Annotated in this window: 17 protein-coding genes and 2 riboswitches; of the genes, 6 read left to right on the top strand and 11 right to left on the bottom strand. The window is 65.5% G+C overall.

Annotation, left to right across the window (positions count from 1 at the left end):
* The first annotated feature begins 7 nt into the window (after nt 1–7).
* Nucleotides 8–4,435 carry an NEL-type E3 ubiquitin ligase domain-containing protein gene (locus DMX12_RS22615; protein WP_110679493.1) on the top strand — a complete coding sequence of 1,476 codons (4,428 nt, stop codon included), beginning with the start codon at nt 8–10 and terminating at the stop codon, nt 4,433–4,435.
* 206 nt (nt 4,436–4,641) lie between these two features.
* Nucleotides 4,642–5,193, top strand: coding sequence for a DUF4174 domain-containing protein (locus DMX12_RS22620; protein WP_009682785.1), 552 nt, complete (start codon nt 4,642–4,644; stop codon nt 5,191–5,193).
* Between the two features lie 54 nt (nt 5,194–5,247).
* Here the strand turns inward: DMX12_RS22620 and DMX12_RS22625 are convergent, their stop codons facing one another.
* Nucleotides 5,248–6,096, bottom strand: a complete 849-nt coding sequence (locus DMX12_RS22625; RefSeq protein WP_009682786.1) for a shikimate dehydrogenase — start codon at nt 6,094–6,096, stop codon at nt 5,248–5,250.
* Nucleotides 6,093–6,542 (bottom strand): type II 3-dehydroquinate dehydratase, encoded by a 450-nt coding sequence (gene aroQ / locus DMX12_RS22630; protein ID WP_029884970.1) that lies wholly within the window; start codon nt 6,540–6,542, stop codon nt 6,093–6,095. The genes DMX12_RS22625 and aroQ overlap by 4 nt, the downstream gene beginning before the upstream one ends.
* A gap of 237 nt (nt 6,543–6,779) precedes the next feature.
* Here aroQ and DMX12_RS22635 point away from each other — a divergent pair, with 237 nt between their 5' ends.
* From DMX12_RS22635 to DMX12_RS22645, 3 genes are read left to right on the top strand one after another with little or no spacing between them, the layout of a single operon-like run.
* Nucleotides 6,780–8,033, top strand: coding sequence for a TolC family protein (locus DMX12_RS22635; RefSeq protein ID WP_110679494.1), 1,254 nt, complete (start codon nt 6,780–6,782; stop codon nt 8,031–8,033).
* The gene (locus DMX12_RS22640; protein ID WP_054911915.1) at nt 8,026–9,225 is read left to right on the top strand and encodes an efflux RND transporter periplasmic adaptor subunit; all 1,200 of its coding nucleotides are present in this window, start codon (nt 8,026–8,028) and stop codon (nt 9,223–9,225) included. Before DMX12_RS22635 ends, DMX12_RS22640 begins: the two co-directional genes overlap by 8 nt.
* Before the next feature lie 16 nt (nt 9,226–9,241).
* Nucleotides 9,242–12,388, top strand: a complete 3,147-nt coding sequence (locus DMX12_RS22645) for an efflux RND transporter permease subunit (protein WP_110679495.1) — start codon at nt 9,242–9,244, stop codon at nt 12,386–12,388.
* Between the two features lie 919 nt (nt 12,389–13,307).
* Here the strand turns inward: DMX12_RS22645 and DMX12_RS22650 are convergent.
* From DMX12_RS22650 to DMX12_RS22660, 3 genes are all read right to left on the bottom strand, one after another.
* Nucleotides 13,308–14,645 carry an MFS transporter gene (locus DMX12_RS22650; RefSeq protein WP_110679509.1) on the bottom strand — a complete coding sequence of 446 codons (1,338 nt, stop codon included), beginning with the start codon at nt 14,643–14,645 and terminating at the stop codon, nt 13,308–13,310.
* Nucleotides 14,646–14,831: 186 nt separating this feature from the next.
* Nucleotides 14,832–16,403: a sensor domain-containing diguanylate cyclase gene (locus tag DMX12_RS22655; RefSeq protein WP_110679496.1), complete on the bottom strand. Its 1,572-nt coding sequence runs from the start codon at nt 16,401–16,403 to the stop codon at nt 14,832–14,834.
* Between the two features lie 58 nt (nt 16,404–16,461).
* Complete coding sequence (locus DMX12_RS22660; RefSeq protein ID WP_110679497.1) at nt 16,462–16,941, bottom strand: hypothetical protein; 480 nt, start codon at nt 16,939–16,941, stop codon at nt 16,462–16,464.
* A gap of 130 nt (nt 16,942–17,071) precedes the next feature.
* Here DMX12_RS22660 and DMX12_RS22665 point away from each other — a divergent pair, with 130 nt between their 5' ends.
* Nucleotides 17,072–17,569, top strand: coding sequence for a GNAT family N-acetyltransferase (locus DMX12_RS22665; RefSeq protein WP_009683983.1), 498 nt, complete (start codon nt 17,072–17,074; stop codon nt 17,567–17,569).
* Between the two features lie 41 nt (nt 17,570–17,610).
* Here DMX12_RS22665 and DMX12_RS22670 read toward each other — a convergent pair whose 3' ends face one another.
* The 6 genes from DMX12_RS22670 to DMX12_RS22695 all read right to left on the bottom strand — a co-directional run bounded on the left by DMX12_RS22670 (nt 17,611) and on the right by DMX12_RS22695 (nt 25,121).
* The gene (locus DMX12_RS22670) at nt 17,611–18,399 is read right to left on the bottom strand and encodes an ABC transporter ATP-binding protein (RefSeq protein WP_054905220.1); all 789 of its coding nucleotides are present in this window, start codon (nt 18,397–18,399) and stop codon (nt 17,611–17,613) included.
* Nucleotides 18,396–19,412, bottom strand: a complete 1,017-nt coding sequence (locus tag DMX12_RS22675) for an iron ABC transporter permease (RefSeq protein WP_029884977.1) — start codon at nt 19,410–19,412, stop codon at nt 18,396–18,398. Before DMX12_RS22675 ends, DMX12_RS22670 begins: the two co-directional genes overlap by 4 nt.
* Nucleotides 19,412–20,422 (bottom strand): ABC transporter substrate-binding protein, encoded by a 1,011-nt coding sequence (locus DMX12_RS22680; protein ID WP_110679498.1) that lies wholly within the window; start codon nt 20,420–20,422, stop codon nt 19,412–19,414. Before DMX12_RS22680 ends, DMX12_RS22675 begins: the two co-directional genes overlap by 1 nt.
* A 109-nt stretch (nt 20,423–20,531) precedes the next feature.
* Nucleotides 20,532–20,730, bottom strand: a riboswitch (cobalamin riboswitch).
* Between the two features lie 28 nt (nt 20,731–20,758).
* Entirely contained in the window at nt 20,759–21,925 is a 1,167-nt protein-coding gene (locus tag DMX12_RS22685) for a DUF1624 domain-containing protein (protein ID WP_110679499.1), read from the bottom strand.
* Between the two features lie 136 nt (nt 21,926–22,061).
* Complete coding sequence (locus DMX12_RS22690; protein WP_110679510.1) at nt 22,062–24,188, bottom strand: TonB-dependent siderophore receptor; 2,127 nt, start codon at nt 24,186–24,188, stop codon at nt 22,062–22,064.
* 110 nt (nt 24,189–24,298) lie between these two features.
* Nucleotides 24,299–24,507: riboswitch (cobalamin riboswitch) on the bottom strand.
* Between the two features lie 44 nt (nt 24,508–24,551).
* On the bottom strand, nt 24,552–25,121 hold the full coding sequence (locus DMX12_RS22695; protein ID WP_029884981.1) for a GNAT family N-acetyltransferase: 570 nt from the start codon (nt 25,119–25,121) through the stop codon (nt 24,552–24,554).
* Between the last annotated feature and the right edge of the window lie 17 nt (nt 25,122–25,138).

Raw genomic sequence — 25,138 nt, forward strand, 5'->3', positions numbered from 1 at the left:
GGCACAGATGCAGGGCAAATCCACTTCACCTTCGAATGCGGTCGACGCGCTTGCCATCGCGCAAGCCTGCCAGGACCATTACATTGCACAGCGGCTGCCGGCCTGGATGGCGAAGCTGACGGTGGCCGACTACCGGCTGCTGAGCCAGGCACTGTCGCAGTTGCTGGCTTGCCGGGAAGGGCTGACGCAAGCCCTGGCACAGGTGCGCAACCTGGATGATTTCAGCCGGCCTTTGCTGCAGCAGGCGCTGGCCCGCTTTGGCACCCTGGATGCCGACCGCGTGTGCCTGCGGCAATGGTATTACTTCACGTCGCCGACCATCAGTTATGTGACCGGTCGGCTTCCGGTGGCCGACAGCGATTACTACGATACGCCGCTGCTGGAGGCAGCGCTGGGCAACTTCACCGAGGCCGAGCAGCATGATCAGCCCCGCAAGAATTGCCTGGTGGATGCGCTGGGCGCCACGCATGCCGAGCTATCGGCAGCGGCTTTCGTCAGGCTGTGCCGCACGCTGGACCTTGGCCAGCAGTACCAGGCGCACCTGGCGGGTGTTTTTCAGCCAAGCGTGCGCGAGCTGCTGGTTCGCCGCCAACGCTATGGCATGCTGGCCGATGCGCTTGCAGCCAGTGCACAGGGCGTGTTGAGCGCGGCCCAGCTGCACTGGGTGGTGCAACTGTGCATGCATGACACGCTTGGCACCCTAGCGGGATCGCCGGTCAGCGTCCGCCGGCTGGAACTGTTTGGTTGCCGCATGCAGCAGATCGTGGTGCTGGATGTCATTGCCGAGGGGACGTTCTACAACACCAGCAAGTTCGTCCTGGTGTATGTACCTGGCGACCCCGCAGGCCCCTGGAGCGTGTGCAACGACCTGGAACACTACGCCCGCCGGGTGCTTGGCAAGCGTTTGCGCAAGAACGACTACCGGCGTTTCTTCAGCCGCTTCGTGCGCCGTCGCGACAGCCAGCGGTTTTTCTCTGCCGTGGGTGAGCGGCTCGACGATGTCACCCACTGGGCGACCCGCAGCCTTGATGAACAGACGCATGCCTATGGTTTACCGCTGTTCGATGCCCTGGCTGATGACTGGATTGGCCAGGTCAAGGATGACGCGGCGATCATCGCCCCGCCAGTGGCGATGCTCGATCGCCAGGCTCAGGCCGAGCATGCCCGCCGTTTACAGGCTGAAGGGCAAACCCTGCTCGGCATCGCAGGGCTTTTCGTGCCCGCAATTGGCGCGGTGATGCTGGGTGTGATGGCCTGGGAACTGCTTGAGCAAAGCTTCCAGGCGGTCAGTGACTGGCAACAGAACGAACGCAATGCTGCGCTGGCCCACCTGCTGAATGTGGGCAAAGGGTTGTTGACCGTCGGTGCAACCGTTGCTGTTGTGGCGGCGGCGCGACGTGCCTGGAGCGTGGTAGACCCACTGGTGCCGGCGCAGCTGCCGGGTGGCGAGGAAAAACTGTGGAACACCGACCTGGAACCCTACCGTTGTGGCACCCCGCCGCCTACCGCAGTGCGGGACGAGCAGGGGGTGTATCGCCTGGCCGAGCGCTGCTGGATCAGCATGGACGGTCACTGGTACGAAGTGGCGTGGCGCAAGAACGATGAACAATGGCAGTTGCTCCCTTACCAGGGCTATGCCCCCTTGCTCCGCCACAATGGCGCCGGTGCGTGGCGGCTGTGGTGCGAGCAGCCCGCCGAATGGGCAGACGCGCGCCAGCTGTTCCGCCGCCTGGGCAAGCCCTACAGCGACCTCGATGACCTGCAGATCGACCAGGCGCTGGCCATCCACGGGCTGGACGACCAGCACTTGCGGGCATGGCATGTGTATGGCCGAGCACCTGAGGCAGCGCTGGCTGACACGGTGCAGCGGCTGCTGTTCGCCGGGCGGATCCACACGTTGGTCGGTCAACTGCGCGAAGGTGCCGCCACCGCCGATCAGCAACTGCTGGCGCGAGTGCTGAGCCTTCCCCAGGCGGCAGGCCTGCACGGGCGCGCGCTGGCCGAAGTGGCCTGGGCCGGGCGCCGGGAGCTGCTGCAAGCCATGTACGAGGAGCACAACACCGGCCCGCAAACCCCTTGCCCGTTGCAACGGGCCTTCGCCAGCCTGCACCGCCTGGCGGCCAGGGAAGTGATGCGCAATGCCAGCGAGGACGACCTGCAGCACCTGCAAGAGACCGGGCGCGTGCCGCTGTTCATGGCCGAGGCGGCCAGGCTGCAGGTCACGCGGATTCGAACCGCGCGGGTCTTTGAGGCGCTGCGCATCGATACCCCACAGAATCTCGACCTGGCGCGGGTTGTGCTGAACCTGCTGGGGCAGGTGCCGGGGGCCGGTGGGCCAGGCTGGCGATTGTTCGACGGTGAGGCCAGCGAGCCGCTGCTTACGATCGAAGGCGCGGGCCCAACCTTCGATCTGCTGCACCAGCATGGGGTGTTTCGCTTGCACGACCGTGCCCAGGCCGACGCCGCGGCTGCCGGGGAGCTGTTCGAAACACTGGCGGCGGCGTATGACGCCGAGGCACGAGCGGCCAGCCGGCGGCCTGCTGTGTTCGCACCCGTCCTGCGCCAGGCGGTGGCAGACCTCGCCTTCAACCAGCGGCCAGCCGTGCTGGTCGCCCTTGGCATGGGCCAGCGCCGTGTCGCCTTCGTGGCACCGCTGCGGCTCGCTGACGGCCGCATTGGCTACCCCATGGCCGGCGGCAGGTTATGGGCAGCGTTCGGGCGGCTCAGGCCGCGGGCGCTGCAGGCACGCCTGCGCGACCTGTACCCGGCCTTCAGCGACGAGCAGGTTGGCCAATGGTTGGCGTCAGCCGACGCCCGGGCCAGGTTGAACGGCCTGGAGGCGCAATACCGACAGCTCAACAGCCACCTCGACAGGTGGGTATTCAATGCGGTTGCCACACCTGAACTGACTGCCCGACGTGAATTCAGAAAAGGTTTGATCGACTGCTGGCGCTTGCTCGTCCCCGAGTTGCAGGACCAGGCATCTGTGCAGGGCGGGCGCTTCATGCTGACCCAGACCCGCAGCCGTTTGCGCCAATTGCCTGGCCTGCCGGCCCAAGTGAGTTTCGCGCACGTGTCGATACTGGCCTTGCGCGCCATGCGGCTGGAGCAGGTGCCCGACGATTTCCTGCAGGCGTTTCCCAACTTGCGCAACCTGGAAATCACCAATTGCCGGCTCAGGCGCCTGCCGCTGCCTCAGATGCTGGCACAAAGGCTGGAGGTGCTCGACCTGTCAGGCAATCAGATCGCGCTCGACGAAAGCCAGGCGCTGGTCCTGGCCGGTTGCCGCTCCCTGGTGTACCTGAACCTTTCGGACAACCCCTTGCGCCGGGCATTTTCCGTGTTCGCCATGACCGAGCTCAACGCCTTGCACCTGTCACGCACGCAACTGCCGGAGTTTCCCTACGGCACGCTGGACGCGCCGCAACTGCACACGCTGGACCTCAGTGGCAACAGTATTTCAGTGCTGCCTGACGACCTGCATCAGTCACACCTGTGGCGCGCGGGCCGGGTCGAACTGTCGGGCAACCTGCTGGCGGCTGCATCGCAGGCGTCTTCCAGCTGGCATTGGCTCGAAGCGAGTCGCGTGCCGTATCGGTTCCGTTATCTGGACCTGGTGGCGGCAGAACGTCGCGATGAAATGGCCGCGTTGTGGGTACATCTGGAAGCCGATGAGGTATCGGACGACTTCTTCAAGACGTTGTCCGTACTGACCACCTCCGGCGCATTCAAGTTTTCCTCCACCGCCTGCGCGCTGGCAGCCCGGGTACTGGAAATGTTCGAAGCAATGAGTGAAGACACTGCGCTGCGGCTGGAGCTGTTCAGGCACGCCGCGGCGACGGATTGCCAGGACAACGCCACTGCCCGTTTCGCTGACCTGGAAGTGCGCTTGATGATATGGCGTACGCGCCGCCAGCAGGGTGGGCGCCCCCCGGAGCAGGGCTTGTTGTGGCTCGGCGGGCAGTTATGGCGCTTGGCGTTGCTCGATCAGTTCGCGGCAGAACATGCCCGCCGGTTGGGGGCCGGCAGTGAGTCACTCGAATTCGCCCTGGCTTACCGTGTTGCCTTGCGCACGGCCCTGGATTTGCCCGCCCAGCCCGGGGAGATGTTGTATACCGATATTGCCAGGCTGCAGGACACCGACCTTCGTTCGGCGCGTGCCTTCGTGCTGGCAGCGCAGACCCGCGACGGCATGGCTGAATACCTTTCCAGGCAACGCTTCTGGCAGGACTACCTGCGGGGCAGTTTCCCCGATCGCCTGCAAGTGCCGCAGGACATGCATGATGAACTGGAGCGGCTGATGGCGCTGGGCAACCAGGAAGTGCAGGTCGAGCGGCTGCAGATTCGGAATCAGCAGCGTGAGCATGCCCTGCTGTTGCAACTGACCCTCGAAGCCCTGGACAGAAACGCGCCCGGCGACAGCACGACGGGGTAAAACGGCCAGCGCAGCGCTGCCGGCCGGTGGCTATGCGCTATGCTCAGAGCAGGCGGCGATGTTTGCACAGGCCTCGCCGCCCGGTCACGGAAATCGGAAGTTACCTTTGTGGCAAGCACGCCATGGGCGGTTGGTTTAGGCTCCCGCGTCGGATCTTTCTCCATGATCTGTAGTCTTTGGTTTATCGAGAGAATAAGGAGATATGCATGCTCGTCCGCTCACTGACCCTCGCCACCCTGCTCGCGCTTGCCGGCCCTTTGCATGCCGCTGACAGTGACGCACCGTTGGCCAAGGAACTGGGCAAGGCGCGGCCATTGGTGGTCATTGCGCCGAGCAGCGCCGACCCCACCCTGCGTGGGCTCAACAAAGCGCTCGAAGACCCGGCTACCCAGGCAAAATTCAAGGAGCGCAGCCTGGTGCTGTACAGCGTGGCGCAAATGATGGGCAAACGGGAGGACAAGAACCTCGAGCAGCAAACCACCATGGCGCTGATCCGCGAACTGAAGCTGGGGGCGAGCAAAGGCACCAAGGTGATTCTGGTGGGCAAGGATGGTGAGCGGCATGTGCTCAAGGATGACGAAGACAACACCGCCCTCGATCCCCAGGTGATCTTCGAGGCAGTCGATGCGCTGCCCGCGAGCGAGAAGGCGGTAACCGCACCAGAGCCGGTGGCGGCCGCACCGCAAACCAAGGCCAAGGACAGCAAACCTGCCAAACCGGCCAAGCCTGCCGCCCCGCCCAAGCCGCTGGAAGACTGACCGCGTGGCGGCCCTGAGCTTGCTCAGGGCCGTTGCCACGCAGGCCTGGCTCAGTCAGGAGAAGCTGGCGAAATGTGCCTGCATCCGCGCGGCGTCAGCCTGCCGGCCGCTGAACAGTTCGAATGCTTTCACAGCCTGGAACACCGCCATGTTGCTACCGTCCAGTGTGCGGCAGCCCAGCGCCCGTGCAGCGCGCAGCAGTTCGGTTTCCAGCGGGAAGTAGATGATCTCAGCCACCCACAGCCGTGCATGCAGCAGCGCCACTGGCAGCGGCGTGCCGGGTAGCTTGGCCATGCCGACCGGGGTGGTGTTGACCAGCCCGTCCGCATCGGCCAGTGCCGTGGCCAAGTCACCGCCAAGCATTGCCCGCCCCGCACCGAAATGCGCATTCAGGTTGTCGACCAGTGCCTGAGCGCGGGCGGTATCCACTTCGAACAACACCAGCTGTTCAACCCCTTCGCCCAGCAAGGCATGCGCCACCGCCGAGCCCGCGCCGCCAGCCCCCATCTGCACCACCTTGCGGCGGGCCACATCGGGCAGGCCGCGGCGCAAACCTTCGGCAAAGCCCAGGCAATCGGTGTTGTGGCCAACCCGCTTGCCGTCCTTGAGTACCACGGTGTTGACCGCGCCGATGCCGCGCGCTTCATCCGACAGCTCGTCGAGCAACGGCAGGATCGCCTGCTTGAACGGGTAGGTGATGTTCAGGCCGGTAAAACCCGTGTGCTGCGCAGCGTCGAGCAGGCCGGGCAGGGCGCTGTCGTCCAGTTGCAACTGGTCGGCGTCGATCAGCCGGTACAGATAGCGCAGGGCCTGGGCATCGCCTTCGTGCTCGTGCAGGGCCGGGGTGCGCGACAGTTGGATACCCCGGCCGATCAGGCCGGCAAGGATGGCAGGCTGGCTCATGCTGCACGCTCCTTGAGCAGTTCGGCGAAGTGGCTGATGGCCATGCGGTAGCCGTGGCTTCCCAGGCCGCAGATGACGCCGACCGCGATCGACGAAACGAACGACACGTGGCGGAACGGTTCACGTTTGTGCACGTTGGACAGGTGCACTTCGATGACCGGTACTTCGCTGGCCACCAGCGCATCGCGAATGGCTACCGAGGTGTGGGTCCAGGCACCTGGATTGATCACGATTCCGGCGCAGCGATTGCGCGCGGCGTGAATCCAGTCGATCAGTTCACCTTCATGGTTGGTTTGCCGGAATTCGACTTCCAGGCCGTGGGCATTGGCAGTGTCGGCGCAGTGTTGGCCAAGGTCGGCAAGGGTTTCGTAACCATACTGGGCCGGCTCTCGGGTGCCCAGCATGTTCAGGTTGGGGCCGTTGAGCACGAGAATGAGGGGCGTCATGACGGGCTTCGCTTTGTTGTTGTTGGATGTGCCTAGTTTTGTACTGACTGGTTAGTTCCGTCAATTGAGGGGAGCCGCCGTCCTGGGAAAGTGGGCGATTATCGAACCGCGTTCGCCGCCAAGGCGCGTTGGCGCACAGGCTGCACGCCTTACAGAATTGTAATTTTCATGCCACCACCCCGATAACCAGCCCTCTCTACAGTCCCTCGCCACCCTTCGTCGACGAGGACCGGTTCCGTGCTCATCCCCCGCAAGTTCGCCTTGCTCTGCCTGCTGCTGGTTGGCGCCACGAGCGCCCACGCCAGCCAGCGCTTGAGCTTGCCCCAGGCGCTGGCCGCCGCTTTTGCCCAGAACCCGGAACTGGCTGCCACCAGCCGCGAAATCGGCATTGCCGACGGCGAGCGGCGCCAGGCCGGGTTACTGCCCAACCCCGAGCTGGCGTGGGAGGTGGAGGACACGCGCCGGGACACCAGCACCACCACCATCACCCTCAGCCAGCCGCTGGAACTGGGCGGCAAGCGCGCTGCACGCATCGCCGCGGCCGGCGTCGGTCAGGCGATCGCCCAGCTTGACCTGGAACGCCAGCGCAATGGCCTGCGTGCCGATGTGGTCCAGGCGTTCCATGCCGCCTTGCGGGCACAGACCGCGCTGGAGCTGGCGCAGCAATCCCAGGCCTTGACCGCCCGCGGCTTGCGGGTGGTGCAGGGGCGGGTCACTGCCGGCCAGTCATCGCCCGTGGAGGCCACCCGCGCCCAGGTGCAACTGGCCCAGGCCGAGGCCCAACTGCGCCGCGCGCAAACCCAGCGTAGCGTGGCCTACCAGGCCCTGGCGCGTTTGACCGGCAGCCCGCTGGCCAGCTTCGACAGCTTGCAGGCGGCCAACCTTTCGCCTGGGGCCGCGCCCAGTCCTGACACCTTGCTCGCCCGCGTCGAGCAAACGGTCGAGTGGCGCCTGGCCGCCGCCCAGGTCGAGCGTGGCGATGCGGCGTTGGGCACGGAAAAGGCTCAGCGCAGTCCCAACCTCACCGTCAGCCTTGGCAGCCAGTACAGCCGCGAAGAGCGCGAGCGGGTGAACGTGGTTGGCCTGTCCATGCCGCTGCCGTTGTTCGACCGTAACCAGGGCAACGTGCTGGCGGCTGCGCGCCGTGCCGACCAGGCGCGTGACTTGCGCAATGCCGTGGCCCTGCGCTTGCGCAGCGAAACCCGCAGCGCCGTCGACCAATGGGCCACGGCCATGCAGGAGTTGGCGGCCTACGACCGCACCATCCTGCCGGCTGCACAGCAAGCCGTGGACACCGCCACCCGTGGTTTCGAAATGGGCAAGTTCGCTTTTCTCGATGTACTCGATGCCCAGCGCACGCTGATCGAGGCCCGTGGCCTGTACCTCGAGGCCCTGGCCACGGCGGCCGATGCACGCGCGCGGGTCGAGCGTATCTACGGCGACCTCGATGACCTGGGCAACCCAATGATCAGCAGGAGCAGCAATGACTAACCCACGCAAGTTGGCCCTTCTGGCAGCCACCCTGGCCGCGTTAGGCCTCGGTGGCCTGGCCTGGACCGGTACGCTCGGCCAGGCAGCCACTGCCCAGCCAGCTGAAGACAGCCATGAGCATGGCGAGGCGGACGCCGCCGAAGGCCATGCAGAAACAGAGCACGACGATGAACAAGGGCAGGTGCACCTGTCCATCGCCCAGATCGAGGCTGCCGGGGTGCAGTTGGTTGCTGCCGGGCCGCGCGCGCTGGGTACAGCCATAAACTTCCCCGGTGAAATCCGTTTTGACGAGGACCGCACCGCCCACGTGGTACCGCGGGTGCCGGGTGTGGTCGAGGCAGTCCAGGCCGAATTGGGCCAGGCGGTCAAGCGCGGGCAGGTGCTGGCGGTAATCGCCAGCCAGCAGATCTCTGACCTGCGCAGCGAGCAGCAGGCTGCCCAACGCCGCCTTGAGCTGGCGCGCCTGACCTTGCGCCGCGAACAACAGCTGTGGCAGGAGCGCATCAGCGCCGAGCAGGATTACCTGCAGGCGCGCCAGGCGCTGCAGGAGGCCGAAATCGCCTTGGCCAATGCCCGGCAGAAGGTCGCGGCGGTAGGGCCGGCAGGTGCCGGCAACCGCTATGAACTGCGCGCACCGTTCGACGCCGTGGTCGTGGAGAAACACCTGAGCGTGGGTGAGGTGGTCGACGCGACCAGCAACGCCTTCACCCTGTCTGACCTGAGCCGGGTGTGGGCGACTTTCGCCGTGGCACCGCGTGAGTTGGACAAGGTACGCACCGGCCGTACGGTCATGGTCAGCGCGCCAGACCTGGGGGCCCAGGTCGAAGGCAAGGTCAATTACGTTGGCAGCCTGCTCGGCGAGCAGAACCGTGCCGCCACCGTCCGTGCCAGCCTGGCCAACCCTGACGGCGCCTGGCGCCCCGGTTTGTTCGTCAATGTTGCGGTCAGCATCGAACGTTTCGAGGCTGCGGTAGTGGTGCCTGAAATCGCCCTGCAAAGCCTGGACGCGCAGACCGTGGTATTTGCCCGTACCGAGCAGGGCTTCGAGGCCCGACCCGTAACCACCGGCCGTCGCGATGCCGGGCAGGTGGAAATCACCAGCGGCCTGGCCGCCGGAACCCAGGTGGCTGCCGCCGGCAGCTTCGTTCTCAAGTCGGAGCTGGGCAAAGGCTCGGCCGAGCACAGCCATTGACCAGGGGTACGCCTGCATGTTCGAACGCCTGATCCAATTTGCCATCGAGCAGCGCCTGGTGGTGATGCTGGCTGTGGTCCTGATGGCCGCGGTGGGCATTCACAGCTACCGGCAGTTGCCGATCGACGCCGTACCGGATATCACCAACGTCCAGGTGCAAATCAACACGGCCGCAGCCGGTTACTCGCCCCTGGAGACCGAGCAGCGCATCACCTTCGCCATCGAAACCGCCATGGCCGGCCTGCCCGGGCTCAAGCAGACGCGCTCGCTGTCGCGCTCGGGGTTGTCACAGGTCACGGTGATCTTCGAGGACGGCACCGACCTGTTCTTCGCCCGCCAGTTGGTCAACGAGCGCCTGCAAGTGGCGCGCGAGCAACTGCCCGAGGGCATCGAGGCTGGCATGGGGCCGATCTCCACCGGGCTGGGGGAGATTTTTCTGTGGACGGTGGAAGCCGAAGAGGGGGCCCTGAAGGAAGACGGCACCCCCTACAGCGCAACCGACCTGCGCGTGATCCAGGACTGGATCATCAAGCCGCAGTTGCGCAACGTGCCCGGGGTGGCAGAGGTCAACAGCATTGGCGGGCACGCCAAGCAGTACCTGATTGCGCCGGACCCCAAGCGCCTGGCGGCCTACAAGCTCACCCTCAACGACCTGGTCGCGGCGCTGGAGCGTAACAACGCCAACGTCGGCGCGGGTTACATCGAACGTAACGGCGAGCAGTTGCTGATCCGCGCGCCTGGCCAAGTGGCCTCGGCCGATGATATCGCCAACATCGTCATCTCCAGCGTGGACGGCACCCCGATCCGCGTCAGCCACATTGCCCAGGTAGGCCTTGGCGAAGCGTTGCGCTCGGGGGCGGCGACCGAAAACGGCCGCGAGGTGGTGCTGGGCACGGTATTCATGTTGATCGGCGAAAACAGCCGCACGGTATCCCAGGCAGTGGCTGCCAAGCTGGTGGAGATCAACCGCAGCCTGCCCGAAGGGGTGTCGGCGGTGACCGTGTACGACCGCACCAACCTGGTGGAAAAGGCCATCGCCACGGTGAAGAAGAACCTGATCGAGGGGGCCATTCTGGTGATCGCCGTGCTGTTCCTGTTCCTGGGGAACATTCGCGCGGCACTGATCACCGCCATGGTCATTCCGTTGTCGATGCTGTTCACCTTCACGGGCATGTTCGCCAACAAGGTCAGCGCCAACCTGATGAGCCTGGGCGCGCTGGATTTCGGCATCATTGTCGACGGCGCGGTGGTGATCGTGGAAAACGCCATCCGCCGACTGGCGCATGTCCAGCAACGGCATGGCCGCATGCTGACGCGCAGCGAGCGCCTGCACGAGGTGTTTGCCGCCGCCCGCGAAGCACGGCGGCCACTGATCTACGGGCAGTTGATCATCATGGTGGTGTACCTGCCGATCTTTGCCCTGACCGGGGTCGAAGGCAAGATGTTCCACCCCATGGCCTTCACCGTGGTCATCGCCCTGCTTGGCGCGATGCTTCTTTCGGTGACCTTCGTACCCGCTGCGATCGCCCTGTTCGTCACCGGCAAGGTCAAGGAAGAAGAGGGCCTGGTAATGCGCACCGCGCGGCAGCGTTATGCGCCGGTGCTGGCCTGGGTGCTGGGCCGGCGCCGGCGTGCATTTGCCGGGGCAGCGGCCTTGGTGCTGTTGTCCGGGGTAATGGCCAGCCGCATGGGCAGCGAATTCATCCCCAGCCTCAGCGAGGGTGATTTTGCCCTGCAGGCCCTGCGTGTGCCGGGCACCAGCCTGTCGCAATCGGTGGACATGCAGCAGCGCCTGGAGCAGGCCATCATCGCCCAGGTGCCCGAGGTGGAGCGGGTGTTTGCCCGTACCGGTACCGCCGAGATCGCTGCCGACCCGATGCCGCCGAATATTTCCGATGCCTATGTGATGCTGCGCCCGCGCGAGCAATGGGTCGACCCCGGTAAGTCACGCGAGGCGCTGATCGCCGACGTGCAACGTGCCGCCGCCAGTGTTCCCGGCAGCAATTATGAGTTGTCGCAGCCGATCCAGTTGCGTTTCAACGAGCTGATTTCCGGTGTGCGCAGTGACGTGGCGGTGAAGCTGTTCGGTGACGACATGCAGGTGCTCAACCGTACTGCCGCACAGATCGCCGGCAGCCTGCAGGGCGTACCCGGTGCGTCCGAGGTGAAGGTCGAGCAGACCACGGGCCTGCCGGTGCTGACCATCGACATCGACCGCGACAAGGCCGCCCGCCATGGCCTGAACGTGGGCGATGTGCAGGATGCCATCGCCACCGCGGTGGGCGGCCGCAAGGCGGGCACCTTGTACGAAGGTGACCGGCGGTTCGATATGGTGGTGCGCCTGTCGGAAACCTTGCGTACCGACGTGGATGGGCTGGCCAGCCTGCTGATCCCGGTGCCGGCCAGTGGGGCTGCGGGCACCGGGCAGATCGGCTTCATCCCGCTGTCGCAGGTGGCCACCCTTGACCTGCAACTGGGGCCGAACCAGGTCAGCCGCGAAGACGGCAAGCGGGTGGTGGTGGTCAGCGCCAACGTGCGGGGGCGCGACCTGGGCTCGTTCGTGCAGGAGGCCGAGCAGGTATTGCGCGGCCAGGTGCCGATACCGCCTGGGTACTGGACACGCTGGGGCGGCCAGTTCGAACAGCTGCAATCGGCGGCCGAGCGCCTGCAAGTGGTGGTGCCAGTGGCCTTGCTGCTGGTCATGGCGTTGCTGTTGATGATGTTCAACAACCTCAGGGATGGCCTGCTGGTGTTCACTGGAATTCCGTTCGCCCTCACAGGGGGCGTCCTGGCCCTGTGGTTGCGCGACATTCCCTTGTCGATTTCCGCTGGCGTGGGCTTCATTGCCCTGTCGGGGGTGGCCGTGCTCAATGGCCTGGTGATGATTGCCTTCATCCGCGGGTTGCGGGAGCAGGGGCGAACGCTGCGTGCGGCGGTCGAGGAGGGCGCGCTGACCCGTTTGCGGCCGGTACTGATGACCGCGCTGGTGGCGTCACTGGGCTTCATTCCCATGGCCTTGGCGACGGGCACCGGGGCTGAGGTACAGCGGCCATTGGCGACCGTGGTGATTGGCGGAATCCTGTCTTCGACCGCCTTGACCTTGCTGGTATTGCCGGCGTTGTACCAATGGGCTTATCGACGCGAAGAGGCGCAGGAGGGGTAAAGCCCTGGGGCCGCTGGGGCGGCCCATCGCGGCACACCTCCACCCTGCAGGGTGTGCCTGGTGGGGGCAACTGTCTTGCTCAAAATTTGAAAAGCCTGCGCGATTCACCTGTGTGCGGGCAAGCCCGCGAAGCAGGCGACGCGGTGGATGGCACCGGCTTCGCCGGTGTTCGCGGGCATGCCCGCTCCCACAGGGGCTCTGCGCTGGCTTGGAGTGGCCGCCGTACTTGCAGCAGCAGCTGTCTTTCTCAAATTTTGAAAAGCCTGCGTGATTCACCTGTGGGAGCGGGCAAGCCCGCGAAGCAGGCGACGCGGTATCTGGCACCGGCTGCGCCGGTGTTCGCGGGCATGCCCGCTCCCACAGGGGCTGCGCTGCGCTGGGTTGGAGTTGCCGCCGTACTTGCAGGAGCAACTGTCTTTCTCAAAATTTGAAGCCTGCGCGATTCAACCTGTGGGAGCGGGCGAGCCCGCGAAGCAGGCGACGCGGTGTCTGGCACCGGCTGCGCCGGTGTTCGCGGTCATGCCCGCTCCCACAGGGTGAGTCTGCGCTGGCTTGGAGTTGCCGCCGTACTTGCAGGAGCAACTGTCTTGCTCAAAATTTGAAAAGCCTGCGCGATTCACCTGTAGGAGCGGGCAAGCCCGCGAAGCAGGCGACGCGGTGTCTGGCACCGGCTGCGCCGGTGTTCGCGGGCATGCCCGCTCCCTCCATGGGGGCTGCGCTGGCTTGGAGTTGCCGCCGTACTTGCAGGAGCAACTGTCTTTCTCAAATTTTGAAAAGCCTGCGCGATTCGTTGTGGGAGCGGGCTCTAGGCACCTGCGGCATCCAGCTTGTCATTCGCCGCTCTCACTCCAGACTCTAATCCCCTCTCAAGACACACGCGGCCTTGTGTCGCGATGGGCTGCACGGCAGCCCCAGGATCTCAAACCGAGCCTTGAACGCCTTGGCCTACACCCTCGGCGTTGGGTTCATCATGCAGCGATATCCGGGACGTTTCCGGCAACGCCAGCCCGCCGAGCAAAGCCACCAACGCAATCACCACCAAGTAGAACGCCGGCGCCAGGCTGCTGCCGGTCTGCCCGATCAGCCAGGTCGCAACCAGCGGCGCGGTGCCACCGAACAGCGTATAGGCCACGTTGTAGGTAATGGCCGAAGCGGTGTAGCGGGTCCGGGTCGGGAAGCTCTCCGACAGCAATGCCGCAGTCACCACCCCGCTGCACAGCGCGCCGACCGCCAGCAGAATCACCCCCAGCAGGGCCCCCGGCATCGAGCCGGAGCTGGCCAGCCAGTAGGCCGGGAACACGCACAGCATCACCCACAGGCAGGTGAAGCCGATGGTCTTGCGCCGCCCGAACCGGTCCGACAGCGCCCCCGCCAGCGGGCAGCCGATGGCGGCGAACAGCAGGGCCACGGTGGTGACCAGCAGCGACTGCGCCCGGGTCAGGTTGCCGACCAGTTGCAGGTAGGTGGCGAAGTAGGTGGTGAACATATAGAACGACAACGCCGTCAGCGAAATGAACGCCCCCAGGTTGCGAATGGCCCGGCCGTGGTGGCGCAGGGTTTCCTTGAGTGGCGAATGCTCGTGCTCCTTGCCCTGGGCCACGGCTTCCCGGAATGCCGGGGTTTCTTCCATGCGCCAGCGCAGGTACAGGCCGACCAGGCCCAGTGGCGCGGCGATCAGGAACGGAATGCGCCAGCCCCAGGCAGCCATGGCTTCGCTGGACAGGCTGGCTTCCAGGCTATAGGCGATCACCGCCGCACAGGCGAACGCGGAAAAGGTCGAAACCGGTACGAAGCTGCCGTAGAAAGCCCGCTTGTCGTTGGCCGCGTGTTCCATCAGGTAGGCGCAGGCCCCGGCGTATTCGCCACCGGCAGAAAACCCCTGCAGGCAGCGCGCCAAGGTCAGCAATACCGGCGCGGCCAGGCCGGTGCTGGCGTAGGTCGGCAACAGGCCGATCAGGGTGGTGGAGCCGGCCATCAGCAAGATGGTCAGAGAGAGGATGCGCTTGCGCCCCAGCCGATCGCCGAGGGCGCCGAACACGATACCGCCCAGGGGGCGCAAGGCGAAGGCCACCGCGAACACGGCAAAGGTCTTGAGCAAGGCGACGCTGGAATCTTCGCTGGCAAAGAACTGGCTGGCGATCAGCGTGGCGAGAAAGCCGTATACGGCAAAGTCGAACCATTCGACGAAGTTGCCGATGGCCGAGGCGGCGATCACCCTGCGCAGGGTGGCGGGGGATACCTCATGAGGTGCGGACATGCGGGTGCTCTCCGATTCCATTGGCAGGCATGATGAACGTGGTGCGGTCTGGCCGCGCCATCATTGTTATGCCTGCCAGTAGATAACCGGGCAGCGCAAAGCGCTTTGTCGAGGACGACCTCGGGATACCTGAATCAACCGCCATCGACACGGCGTGTGCCCGGCAGCGCAGCGGGCGCCAGGCAATCAGGCGACAGCGACGCGATTGCGCCCATCCTGCTTGGCCCGGTACAGCGCCAGGTCAGCCTCGCTCAGCACGGTTTCCGGCTCGCGCCCCGGCTCGCCGTTCCAGTGGGCCACCCCCAGTGACAGGGTCACCGAGCCCACCGGCTGGATCGGCGTTTCCTGCACCGTCACCCGCAGGCGCTCAGCGACCGCGGCGGCCACCTCCAGGCTGGCCCCAGGCAGCAGCATGAGAAACTCTTCACCGCCGGTGCGGCAAAGCAGGTCACCCTCGCGGCAACAGCCGCGCATCAGCTCGGCCAGCCGCTGCAGCACCTGGTCACCGACCACATGCCCATGCTTGTCGTTGACCTGCTTGAAGTGGTCGATATCCAGCACGATGGCTGCAAATGCCCGGCCTTCGGCTTCCAGCAGCGACAGGTTGAGCTCCAGGCTGCGGCGGTTGCCCAGGCCTGTCAGGGGGTCGGTCTGGGCATCGCGGTTGAGCCTGCCGATGCGCGCCTGCAGCAAGTTCAAGCCGAACAGCAAGGCGCGCTTGAGCTCTGCGGCCTCGAAGTACCAGGCCCGCACGCGATGCAAGCGCTCAGCGGTGCCGGGGCGGTCCATCGAGCGGGCACCTGCAGCCAGTTGCCACAGTGGGCGGGCGATGATCAGGGCCAGCCACCACAGCAGCAAGCAGCCTATCAGGGCCAGCGGCGCGGAAGTACCGACCACGTTCAGCACCAGGCGGCTGAGCGGCATCATGGTTTGTGCCAGTGGCTGCTGTGCCACCACGCCCCAGCCGGCGCTGGGCACGGTGGCGAAGCCGGCGACCATCTCCACACCTTGGCTGTTGGTCAGCTGGCGGGTGCCGTTGCCCAGGGTGGTCAGTTGGTCGATCAGCTCATTGCCCTGCACGACGGTACCCACCCGCTGGCTGTCGGGGTGGTAGAGCAACCGGCGATTGCGGTCGACCACATACAGGTACGAACCGTCCTTGTAGAAGTGCTCGCCGAGCAGGCGGTTGAGGATGTTGCGTTCCCGCAGGTAAAGGCTGCCACCGACATACCCCAGGTAGCGGCCGTTGGCGTCGACGACCGGTTGCGTCAACGCCACCACCAGGTTGTTGGCCGCCGACAGGTAGGGTGTCGACACCAGCGCGCGGCGCTCCTGCAATGCCTCCTGCACGCCTGGCGATTGCATCCGGGTGCCGACCATGTGGCGTAGCGGGGCGGGGGATATCGCCAGCAGCACGCCATTGGCATCGATCACGAACGTGGAATTGAACGCCATGCTCTGGCCCAGCACCCGGTCGGTCTCGCGCTGCAAGGCGGCGGGATCGTTCAGTTGCCGGCCTTGCTCGCTGGCGCTGAACGCCAGTTGCTGCAAGGCATTACCGATGAATGCATCGGTGATGCTGGCCAGCTTGGCCGCATACACCCGGTTGGCTTCCAGCGCGTGGTCGATCAGCAATTGGCGCTGTACCCGGTAGCTGGCGAAATAGCTGGCGCACAGCATGACCACGGCAGTAAGGGCGCACAGCACCAGAATGAGTGTGCGTAGATCCAGGCGCAGTCCGTGCTTGGCGTGTGGCAATCCTGACCTCGAGTGTTCGAATAGGGCTACGAAACGGAAGCGACCGTGCCGGTCGCGCTCATGAACCTGCCTTGTCCAAGGCGTTCAGTTCGTCTTGCACCTGCTGCATGCGCTGCTCGGCCAATGCTTGCACCTTGGGGTCGCGGGCGGTTTCACGCATCAGGCCGGTGAGTTTGTCGCTCAGTTGCCGGCCAGCATCGGTGTCTTCCAGGGCACGGGCCTTGGCCGGGTCCTGGGTGGCCGCGACAATGGTGGCGAACTCGGCGTCACTGAAATGCTCTTTGCTGTAGAGGCGGAACAGGTCCTGGCGCTGGTCTTCTACCGTCAGGTGCTTGCGCAGCACATCTTCAATGGTGGCACGCGCCAGCCGTGGGTGCTGGCGGGCCAGCAGCCCGGCCATGCGTTGGATGTTGTGGTCGTAGGCATCCTGCAGCGGCAGCTGGGCAAGAATCTGCTCTTCACGGGAGGGCTTCTGGTCGCAGGCGGTAACGGCAGCAATCAGCAACAGCGGCAACAGCAACTTCTGGATGCGAGGCATGGCGTGGCCTGGTCGGGCAGTGAAGGCTGCCGATTATAGCGAGGTCAGCCCTGCCGCGACGAGCCCTGCGATTTGCCTTGTACGGCCGGCTGGGTTAGAACCGTGCACCCAACACTCAGGCTTGAACCTTATGCCGAACTGGACGTTGCAACCTGTTACCCGCGATGCCATTGGCCAAGTGCTGGCGTTTGTCGACAGCGCGCGCCGCGAGCTGTTTCCGGCGCTGGCCAATGCACCGTTGCCCCGGGACCTGGCGCATTTCAGCGAAACCTACCTTGAAGGCGAGGGCTGCTTCCTGGAAGCCCGGGTTGATGAGCGCCTGGTCGGGGTGATCGGCTACCTGCCCTACGACCACCGTTTCAGCCAGCTTGATTATGCTGGCGAGCGCGTCGTTGAAGTGGTGCGCCTGTTCGTGCTGCCGGCGTACCGCAGGCGCGGGCTTGCCGCCGCGTTGTTCGGCGCCTTGCGCCAGCAGGCGCTGCAGGCTGGCATCGGTTGCCTTTACCTGCATACCCACCCATTCCTGCCGGGGGCCATCACGTTCTGGGAGCGGCAAGGCTTCGCTGTCGTGGACGTGGAGCCAGACCCGGTCTGGCAAACCACGCACATGCAACTGCGCTTGGGCTGAGCAGGCCAGGCGCCTGGGCTACCCAGGCTTCTGCCGGTAGCTCAGGGGGCGCGAAAGCGCAGGATGCGTGTGCCGTCCCAGGGGTCGGTGAGGTAATGGCCATGAACACCAAAGGTGTGCAGCAGGCACTCGGGGGTCAGTACCTCGAACGGCGTGCCGAGGGCGACCAGCCGGCCTTTGTCGAGCACTGCAACGCGGTCGCAGGTCAGCGCCTGGTTGAGGTCGTGCAGGGCCACCAGGGTGGTCACCTGCAGGGCTTGTACCTGTTGCAGCAGGCTCAGCTGGTGCTGGATGTCCAGGTGGTTGGTCGGTTCGTCGAGCAGGAGCACCTGCGGCCGTTGGGCCAGGGCGCGGGCGATATGCACGCGCTGGCGCTCGCCACCGGACAACGAACCCCAAAGGCGAGCGCGCAGGTGCAAGGCGTCGAGGTCGGCCAGTGCCTGCTCGACAATCGCCCGGTCCGCACTGGAGAACGGCGCAATGGCTGACAGCCACGGCGTGCGGCCCAAGGCGACCGCGTCGAACACATTGATTGCATCGAGGGTGTCGGCCTGCTGTTCAACCAGTGCCAGGCATTGGGCCACACGCCGGCGAGGCATGCCTGCCAGTGGCTCGCCCATCAACTGCACGCTGCCGCAGGCCGGCGGGCGCAGGCCGGCCAGCACCTTCAGCAGCGAAGACTTGCCTGAGCCGTTGGGGCCGACGATCGCGAGTGTTTCACCCGCCACCAGGTTGAGGTGGATGTCGTGCAGCACCCGTTTGCCGGCCAGTTGCAGGCCGAGATCCTGGCAGCTCAGCGGCGCCAGTTGGAATGCAGCCATGACCGTCATGGGCGCCCCCGGCGGCTGACCAGTATCAGCGCGAAGACAGGCGCGCCAAGCAGCGCGGTGACCACGCCCACCGGTATGACCTGGCCGCTGATCAGCGTGCGCGAGAGGATGTCGGCGGCAATCAGAAACAGTGCCCCGCCCAATGCACTGGCAGGCAGCAGGCGGCTGTGTCCGGGGCCGAGCAGCAGGCGCAGGGCGTGTGGAATGACCAGCCCGACGAAACCGATGGCGCCGACGATGGACACCATCACGGCCGTTACCAGCGCCGCGCAACTGATCAGCAGTAACTGGGTGCGCCGCACCGGTATGCCCAGCGAAGCTGCCGAGTCGGCGCCGAAGGTGAAGGCATCCAGCGCGCGGCGATGCCACAGGCACACCAGCAAGCCGAACAGTGCCACTGGTACGGCCAGCCATACTGCGGGCCAGCGCACGCCACTGAGGTTGCCCAGCAGCCAGAACAGGATGCCCCGTGCCTGCTCGGCGGTGGCCGACTTGGTGATCAGGAATGCCGTCAGGGCATTGAACAGTTGCGACCCGGCGATACCGGCCAGAATCACCTGGGCGTTATTGCTGCCAGGGCCTGCCGCGCGGGCCAGCACCAGCACCAGGGCAAAGGCCGCCAGGGCACCGATGAAGGCGCCGGCCGACATGCTCAAAGCCAGGCTGCCCAGGCCCAGCAGGCCAACCAGTACGGCACCGGTCGAAGCGCCGGCGGACAGCCCCAGCAGGTAGGGCTCGGCCAGGGGGTTGCGCAGCAGCGCCTGGAGGATCACGCCGCAGGTGGCCAGGCCGGCACCGCAGGCCGCCGCAACCAGTGTGCGGGTCAGGCGATAGTTCCAGATGATCCCGGCATCGATCGGGTCGACCGGATAACCGGCTTGCCACAGCTGGTTGGCCAGCACCTGGCCGACCACGCGCGGTGCCAGGCCGGTTTCGCCAATGGCTGTGCCGGCGAGCAGGGCCGCCAGCAGTGCGGCCACGGCCAGGCCGATACAGGCTGACAGTCGACTGATCACTGGCTGGCTTTACCGCTGGCAAAAGCGGCCGCCAACGTTTGCACGCCACGGAACAGGCGGATACCCGCCTGCATGGCGTCGGCGTCGAGGATGATGATGCGGTCGTGTTTCACCGCGTCCATGTTGCGGGTTACCGGGTCGCTGCGCAGGAATGCCAGCTTCTTCTGGTAGTCGTCGGCGGGGAAACGCCGGCGGTCCATGCGGGCGATGATCAGCCAGGTGGGGTTGGCCCTGGCCAGGGTTTCCCAACCTACGGTGGGCCACTCCTCGCTGGACTCGACCACATTGCGCACCCCCAGGGTGCGCAGCATGAAGTCGGCGACCCCTTGGCGGCCCGCGACGTAAGGGTCGATGACCAGGTTGGCGCTGGAGAACCAGAACAGTGCCGAGGTGCCCGACAGGTCCTTGCCCGCCAATTGCGCGCGGGCGCTGTCCAGGCGGCCTTTGAGCTCGGCGTTCAGGGCCACGCCGCGCGCCTGTACATCGAAGATCTCCGCCAGCTGGCTGACGCTCTTGTAGATACTGTCGACCTGGAACGCCTGCAGGCGGGTGCCGTCGGCACCGATCAGGTTGTCCTTGCCTTCACAGTCCGAGGGCAACAGGTAGGTGGGGATGTTCAGTTCGGCGAACTGTTCGCGCGTACCGACCACACCCTGCGGCCCGACCATCCACTCGAACTGCACGGCCACCAGTTGCGGGCGTTGGCCAACCACCGCCTCGAAACTGGGTTCGTTGTCGGCCAGGCGCGGTACCGTGGCGTTCACGGCCTGGTACTCGGGCAACACATTGTTGAACCACAGCGAGCTCGCCGCGAGCTTGTCACCCAGGCCCAGGGCATAGAGCATCTCGGTGCCGGCCTGGCCGATGGTCACGGCGCGCTGTGGCGCCTGGGCAAAGGTCTGCGGCTTACCGCAGTTGTCCACCGTCAGCGGGTACTGGGTGGCGGCGGCCTGGGCCAGGCCGCTGAGGCCGAGGCCGGCAAGCAGGGTGGCGAAGCGGGGCAGCATGCTGGGCGATCTCCTATCGGACAGTTCACGGAATGAACGCACGGACAGACATCGCCGCGCCCTTGCCAGCGGCAAAGGCAACACAATGGCCAATCCCGGGCACCCCGCCGGTTGGTGAATGTTGGCCGGCAGGTCTCCTGACTGGTGCGTCACGGCCCGGCTCCGGCCTTCCCGGGTAGTACACCCAGTGGCGTCGATGGAGCAGGCTCGGCACTTACAGTTGCGGGGGCAGTTCCGTTTGGCCCGTGTTGGCGGGCCGGGGATTCCCTATTGATTCCGTGATGGAAACCGGCGGCCCGCATGGTAGACCATCGCGCCGCCGGGTGAAAACGCTTTTCAGAAGTACTTCAGCCAGCGGATGTCGCGCCGCCGCTGTTTCAGCCGGGCGAACCAGTGCACCGGCCGGTACAGCGAAGCCGCCAGCAACAGCGCCATGCACCATACCGCCGCGACGCCGTCGAAGCCGAAATAGCTGCCGTGGTTGCTGCCGAACAGCGCCACGCAGGCCAGGTACAGCAGCTTCAGCACATACAGGTGCAGCAGGTAGAGGAACATGGGCGCTGCACCGAACACCGCCAGGGTGCTGATCCAGCGGGCCTGGCCGGCGCGCTCGAATGCGCGCAGCAACAGCAGGCCGCAGCCCAGGGTCAGTGCCAGGAACAACAGCGAAGGCGGGTACTTGGTGAGGTTGAAGAAGCTCATCAGGGTGTGTGTGTGCGTGGGGTAGCTGCTCCACGCGGCTTCGCCATAGCCGTTGAACACGCGCAGCACGAAAAAGCCCAGCAGCGCCAGCAGCCCGCCAAGCAGCAGGCAGCGCTGACGTGGCCCGGCCTGGCTGCCGCGGGCAAACCATGGCCCAATGCAGTAGCCCAGGGCGATCACCCCGATCCACGGCAGTACCGGGTAGGACATGCGCAGCCGCAGCGTGTCGGACAACGTCAGCCAGCCGCGGTCATGCAGAATCGCCCAGGGCACGTGCAGGGCCGACCCCGGGGCAAAGTGCAGGCTGTCGAGCAGGTTATGCCCGGCAATGATGACGGCACTCAGGCCGAGCAGCGCCGGGCGTGGCAGCCACACCAGCAACGACAGGGCGAGCATGCTGATGCCGATGGCCCAGATCACCTGCAGGTAGATCACCGTGGGCGGCAGCTGGAACGTCCAGGCAAAGTTGACCAGGGTGAACTCCAGCGCCACCAGAAACAGCCCGCGCTTGAACAGGAACGCCGCGACATCGCCACGGCCCTGGCGCTTTTCGCCATACAGCCAGGCCGAGAGCCCGGTCAGCAGCACGAACACCGGCGCGCACAGGTGCGCCAGGGTACGGCTGGCGAACAGTGCCGGCTCGGTGGTATCGATGGCCATCGGGTCGCTGAGCTGGCGGTGCAGGAAGAAGGTTTCGCGCACGTGGTCCAGGAGCATGAACAGGATTACCAGACCGCGCAGGGCGTCGATGCTCTGCAGGCGCTGGTTGAGTTGGGTGGGGGTGGGGCTGGCGCTTGTCATGGAAGGTCGCTGGTGAAAAAAGTCTGAATGAAATGTTATGTTATATCCATATAGCCATGGACAGGTAGGTTTTTTGCTCAGCGCCGGGTTGGCTTGTCGCGGTGAAGCTGCGCTACGCCAACCCGTGCTGCTCACTTCAGAAGCTGTAGTCCAGCGTCGCAAAGTAGGAACGTGGCGTTCCCATCAGCCATTGCTGGCCGCTGAACGCCGCCTGCACATATTCGCGGTCGAACAGGTTGTTCACCTGCAACCCCAGTTTCACCTGCGGCAGAACCTGCCAGCCGATCGTGGCGTCGACCACGGTATAGCCTGGGGCGCTCTGGGTATTGGCGTTATCGGCGTAACGTTCATCCACATAGCGCGCGCCCACCCCCACCTCGATCTGCTGGCCAATACCTTTGCTCAGCCACAGGTTGGCGGTGCGCCGAGGCACGTTGGCCGGGCGGTTGCCGGCACGGTCCTGCACCGCTGCGCCCACCTGTTCGTCAAACGCGTCATACCGGGCGCGCAGCAGCGCTGCGTTGGCAGACACCCGCCACTGGTGGGCCAGCGCCAGTTCCACGGTTGCCTCCAGCCCATCCGACGTCTGCTGGCCAGCCTGTTGGGGCTGGTGCGTGAGGGGGTCGTCTACCAGCAGCTTCTGCTTGACGATGTGGTAGGCCGCCAAGGTCCATTCGCCATCCCCGTCCCAGAAACGTTGCTTGAGGCCCACCTCGGTCTGTTTCGCCTGGGTGAGGTCGTAGTGCATCTGGTTGGGGCTGAGGCTTATCAGGTTGTTGACCCCATCCTCGCTGGTGGAGTACTGGCCATACAGCGACAGCGCGTCACTGAGTGCATACACCAGCCCCGCACGCCAGTTGCCACCTTGCAGGCTGCGGTCGCTGCGGCTGGCATTGGTCAGGTTGTCGCGGTCGATGTGGTGCTGGTCGCGGCGCACCCCGGTCACCAGCGACAGGCGCTCAGTGAGTTGCAAGCGGTTTTCGCCGAACAGGGCAAAGGTATGGGTGGTGGACAGGCTTTGCGGGCGCAGCGGCGACCCGCTGTGGAATACGCCCCGCTGCGGCTGCCACGGGTCGATGTAGTCACCGCCTACGTCGTTGTAGGGGCTGTTGCTGTCGACGTTGAAGCGCACCTTGTTGTACTCGGCGCCGAGCACGGTTCTGCTGGCCAGGCCGAACAGCGAATGGTCGAGGGTGAAGGTCTGGCGGTCGCCGAACTGCTCCTGGTCGTGCTTGATTTCCAGGTAGCTGCCGCGCAGCAACTGCTGGCGCCCGGCGTCCCATTCATACTGCTCGGCGTTGCGCCAATGGCGGCGGCTACTGATGTAGTACAGCTGGTTGCTGGCGCTGAGGTGGTCGTTGAGTGCCCAGTCGGTGGTCAGGCGGGTCCACTGGTCGTCGTAGCGCTGCACGTCGTTCTGCAGGTTGTAGTTTTTCTTGCGCAGGCTGCTGCGGTAATGGCCGTCGATCAGCGGCGTGCCGTAGTAGTTGGCAGGCTGCGCCGCACCGCGCTCATGGGCCAGGGTAAAACTGAGGTCGTCACTGGCATCGAAGCGCAGGGCCGCGCTGAGCGCCAGGCTGCGTGAGGGGGTGCGGTCCACCCAGCCATTACCGGCTTGCTGGTTCAGCGTCAGGCGATAGCTCAGGCGCTCGCTGAGGCTGCCACCGCTGTCCAGGCCGAGTTGCTGGCGGTCCCAGCTGCCATACCCAAGCCGCAGCTGGTTGCGCACCGTACCGGCAACCGGTTTTTTCGGGATGACGTTGACCACCGCGCCGGTGGCGCCTTCGCCGTAGAGCACCGATGCCGGGCCGCGAAGCACATCGATACGTTCGACCATCCACGGGTCGACCGGGAAGGTCTGGGTGCCGGCTCCGGTGAACAGGCGGGCCCCATCGAACAAGGTCATGACCGAGCCGTGCCCGGCAAAGCCACGGGCGGACAGGCCGGTGCCACCGTCGCCGGGGGAGCCGATGAAGGTAATGCCCGGCGAGCGGGTTACGGCATCCTGCACGGTCAGGTTGTTGCGCTGCTGGATCTGCTCGGCGCTGATGCTGCTGGTACTGGCTGGCGTTTCCAGGGCGCTGAGCCCCAGGCGCGAGCCGGCCTGGGTCGGCGTGGCCAAGTCGCTGGCATGGCTGTCGAGGGTGTCGGTGATGGCCGTGGAGGGCAATGCCAGGGGCTGCGGGCCGCGGTCATCGGCCAGGGCCGGGAGCGTGACGGCCAGGCAGGCCGCCAGGGGGTGAAGCTTGAACATACGGGACATGTCGTTCCACTGCTGCAGGAATGAATGGATCCCGGTGGAAAACACGCAAAGGAGGGCTCCGTACAGGCTGGCGCGCGCACGGATACCGGCCTGCGCCCGCCCACCGCGGGGTGCCAAGTGAAGCTTCAGGCCGGTCTCCGGGCTTGCGAGGGGCATGAAACCTTCACCTTCCCATGCCTGAGCACAGTGGTATCTCGAAGGGTTCGCTCACTTACCGTTGCGGGGGCAGCGCCGGACTTGTCGTGATCAATACGACGCACCGGCTTCCCGTTTCACCCTGCGCGCGGCGGCGTAGGGCACCTGAAACTGGCGCGCATCTGAGCACCTGGCGGTGCTTTCGTCAAGGCAGATCGTGAAGAACGATCAGCGCCCACGCCGCCGCGAAACCCGGGCTTCGATATTCTTGCGCCCGATCAGCAGCGGCGGCTTTTCTGCCACTGGCTCATCGGCCAGCCACTTGTACATTACCAGGCAGTCCACCAGCCCCAGCCGGGCATGGCGATAGGCCTTGGGCAGCCGGCCAACCGTTTCGAACCCCAGCTTGTGCCACAGGGCGACTGCCACTTCATTGGTGGCCACCACCGAGTTGAACTGCAGGGCCAGAAAGCCTTCCTGGCGCGCCAGTTTCTGCGAGTGCTCGCACATCAACCTGGCCACGCCGCGCCCGCGCGCTTGGGCGCAGACCATGTAGCCGCAATTGCCGACATGCGCACCGGGCCCCGCCGCATTGGGCTTGAGGTAGTACGAGCCCAGCAGTTGACCCTCTTCTTCGGCCAGCAAGGTGCGCAAAGGCAGCTCCAGCCACAGGTGGCGGGCCTGTTCGAAGCTCAGGGCCGGGTCGTAGGCATAGGTTTCGCAGGCCTGGACAGTGGCCTGGAAGGTGGGCCAGAAGCGCTCGAAGTCTTCGGCCGTCATGGGGCGGATGTGGATCATGCGGGTTCCTGCGCGGG

This window comes from Pseudomonas sp. MB-090624, assembly GCF_003205245.1.
Lineage (GTDB): Bacteria > Pseudomonadota > Gammaproteobacteria > Pseudomonadales > Pseudomonadaceae > Aquipseudomonas > Aquipseudomonas juntendi.

Coding starts and splice junctions, on each gene's coding strand:
- DMX12_RS22690 (WP_110679510.1), bottom strand. CDS start 24,188: ATGTCCCGTATGTTCAAGCTTCACCCCCTGGCGGCCTGCCTGGCCGTC.
- DMX12_RS22695 (WP_029884981.1), bottom strand. CDS start 25,121: ATGATCCACATCCGCCCCATGACGGCCGAAGACTTCGAGCGCTTCTGG.
- DMX12_RS22615 (WP_110679493.1), top strand. CDS start 8: ATGCAGGGCAAATCCACTTCACCTTCGAATGCGGTCGACGCGCTTGCC.
- DMX12_RS22685 (WP_110679499.1), bottom strand. CDS start 21,925: ATGACAAGCGCCAGCCCCACCCCCACCCAACTCAACCAGCGCCTGCAG.
- DMX12_RS22625 (WP_009682786.1), bottom strand. CDS start 6,096: ATGAGCCAGCCTGCCATCCTTGCCGGCCTGATCGGCCGGGGTATCCAA.
- DMX12_RS22650 (WP_110679509.1), bottom strand. CDS start 14,645: ATGTCCGCACCTCATGAGGTATCCCCCGCCACCCTGCGCAGGGTGATC.
- DMX12_RS22645 (WP_110679495.1), top strand. CDS start 9,242: ATGTTCGAACGCCTGATCCAATTTGCCATCGAGCAGCGCCTGGTGGTG.
- DMX12_RS22660 (WP_110679497.1), bottom strand. CDS start 16,941: ATGCCTCGCATCCAGAAGTTGCTGTTGCCGCTGTTGCTGATTGCTGCC.
- DMX12_RS22620 (WP_009682785.1), top strand. CDS start 4,642: ATGCTCGTCCGCTCACTGACCCTCGCCACCCTGCTCGCGCTTGCCGGC.
- aroQ (WP_029884970.1), bottom strand. CDS start 6,542: ATGACGCCCCTCATTCTCGTGCTCAACGGCCCCAACCTGAACATGCTG.
- DMX12_RS22665 (WP_009683983.1), top strand. CDS start 17,072: ATGCCGAACTGGACGTTGCAACCTGTTACCCGCGATGCCATTGGCCAA.
- DMX12_RS22680 (WP_110679498.1), bottom strand. CDS start 20,422: ATGCTGCCCCGCTTCGCCACCCTGCTTGCCGGCCTCGGCCTCAGCGGC.
- DMX12_RS22640 (WP_054911915.1), top strand. CDS start 8,026: ATGACTAACCCACGCAAGTTGGCCCTTCTGGCAGCCACCCTGGCCGCG.
- DMX12_RS22670 (WP_054905220.1), bottom strand. CDS start 18,399: ATGACGGTCATGGCTGCATTCCAACTGGCGCCGCTGAGCTGCCAGGAT.